Source organism: Mycobacterium sp., assembly GCF_036488105.1.
Taxonomy (GTDB): domain Bacteria; phylum Actinomycetota; class Actinomycetes; order Mycobacteriales; family Mycobacteriaceae; genus Mycobacterium.
The window spans coordinates 1-2,238 of record NZ_DASXHW010000536.1; the positions used below are offsets into that span (position 1 = coordinate 1).

At 65.6% G+C, this 2,238-nt stretch carries 1 protein-coding gene and 3 pseudogenes; all 4 read left to right on the top strand.

Annotated features, from left to right (window positions below; genetic code table 11):
- Positions 1–252 (top strand): annotated as a pseudogene (locus VGH54_RS28300) (alpha/beta hydrolase); the annotation flags it as partial.
- Positions 252–1,070 (top strand): NAD(P)-dependent oxidoreductase, encoded by an 819-nt coding sequence (locus VGH54_RS28305; protein WP_331515471.1) that lies wholly within the window; start codon positions 252–254, stop codon positions 1,068–1,070. The pseudogene VGH54_RS28300 and the gene VGH54_RS28305, both read left to right, overlap by 1 nt.
- Positions 1,040–1,870, top strand: a pseudogene (locus VGH54_RS28310) (NAD(P)-dependent oxidoreductase); the annotation flags it as partial. The gene VGH54_RS28305 and the pseudogene VGH54_RS28310, both read left to right, overlap by 31 nt.
- Before the next feature lie 99 nt (positions 1,871–1,969).
- A pseudogene (locus VGH54_RS28315) lies at positions 1,970–2,238 on the top strand (cytochrome P450); the annotation flags it as partial.

Consider the following 2,238-nt stretch of genomic DNA (forward strand, 5'->3'; position numbering starts at 1 on the left):
GTGCGCGTGCCGGTGCAGTTCAGCATCGCCGAACACGAGAAGGTGTGGCAGTCCGATCCGCCGGCGCAGGCCGAGATCGCGTCGATGTTTTCCGGTGTACCGCGGTTCCAGATCAACCAACACAGCGATGCCGGCCACAACATCAGCCTCGGCCATACGGCCGCGGCCTACCATTCGACGGTTCTCTCGTTCGCCGACGAATGCGTGGATGCTCAAAAGCCCAGCAAGTTACCCGGTTTGGAGGCTGGCTGATGCACGTCGGGTTCATTGGGTTGGGCAGCCAGGGCGGCCCGATGGCCGGACGGATCATTGAAGCCGGGTTTCCGACGTCGCTGTGGGCGCGCCGCCTGACGTCACTTGAACCGTTCGCCGGCACCGCCGCCAAGGTCGCCGGATCGCCGGCCGAACTCGCCGCCGCCAGCGATCTCGTCTGCCTGTGCGTGGTGGGTGACACCGACGTCGAGGAGATCACCAGCGGCGACGACGGAGTGCTGGCCGGGCTCAAGCCCGGCGGCGTGATCGCCGTGCACAGCACCGTACACCCCAGGACCTGTCACGAACTGGCCAATAAAGCTGCTGCACAGGGTATCTCGGTTATCGATGCGCCGGTGAGTGGTGGCGCGCCGGCCGTTGCCGAGGGCCGTCTGCTGGTGATGGTCGGCGGCGACGCCGACGTCATCGAGCGGTGTCGTCCGGTGTTCGAGAGCTATGCCGACCCGATCGTGCACCTGGGCGATCTGGGCTCGGGGCAAACCACCAAGCTGTTGAACAACTTGCTGTTCACCGCGAACCTGGGGACGGCGGCCGCCACATTGGCGCTCGGCGAGGCGCTCGGCGTCTTGCCTGACCGCCTCAGCGAAGTCATCTCCCGTGGTAGCGGTAATAGCTTTGCGCTCAACGTTCTTGGCGGCGATAGTGCCGGTTTGGAGCGGCTTGCCGGCATGGCGGGCGCACTGCTGCAAAAGGACGTCCGTTTGCTCGCCGACGTCGCGGACTCCGCGACCGCTGCCGGCGGGGTTGTGCTGGAGGCCGCCGATGCCACGCTGTCACTCATGGAACACCCACGGTGAGAATCGGATTCGTCGGCGCTGGACGGATGGGCCGTCCCATGGTGGGCCGTCTGGTCGCTGCCGGTCACGATGTCAACGTGCTCGGTCGGTCGGACCAGAAGCGCTCAGCCATCGCGGAATTGGGTGCCGAAGCGGTGGACGAGATCGCGGCGGTGGGCGCGGCCGCCGACGTGGTGGTGATCTGCGTGTTCACCGACGAACAAGTGCGCGAAATCTGCCTGACCGACGGTCTGGCCGCGGCGATGCCTTCCGGCTCGGCTGTGGTGCTGCACACCACGGGCAGCCCCCACACCGTCGAGACCATCGCCGAGCGCGCGCGCCGGCATGACGTCGACGTGGTGGACGCGCCGGTCAGCGGCAGCCCGCACAACGCGGCGGCCGGTGAACTGACACTGTTCGTCGGCGGTGCCGACCACACGGTGGCGCGAGTCCGTCCGGTACTGAGCTGTTACGGGGACCCGATCCTGCATGTCGGCCCGTTGGGAGCCGGCCAGAAGGTGAAGCTGGTCAACAATGCGCTGTTCGCCGCGCATATCGGGTTGCTCGCCAACTCCGTCGAGCTCGCGGCGCGGCTCGGAGTCGAGGAATCCGCATTGCTCACCGCTCTGCCACACGGGAGCGCGGCGAGCCGCGTGTTGGACATCGTCGCGGCCGGCGGATCCGTGGCCTCCTTCATCGAAACGGCCGGCGAATTCGTCGGCAAAGATGTCGCAGTGGTCAGGCGCGTCGCCGCGCAATTGGGCAGCGACCTGGGCACGCTCGACGACGCCATCAATGCGGCAATTTCGGGAGTCAGATGAGGTCTTTTCGGCACGCCACGAACCGGCTACCGTTAGCGTTACAGTCGAGCATTCCGTCGTAACGCTGTACGCCGCTCACTGAGCGGTGAGGAGGGTGAAATGACCAAACCAAAGGTCGTCTTTGATCCGTTCTCCGAGGAGTTCTTCACCGACCCATTCGACATCTACCGACGAATGCGGGAGGACGCTCCGCTCTACTACGACGAGAAAGAGGACTTCTACGCGCTGACCCGCCACGAGGACGTGGCCGCGGCGCTCAAGGATTACGAGACCTACTCGTCAAGCCGTGGCTGCGACCTGGCGATGGTGCGCAAGGGCATCTCCGAGGAGATGAGATCCATCATCTTCATGGACCCGCCGGACCACCG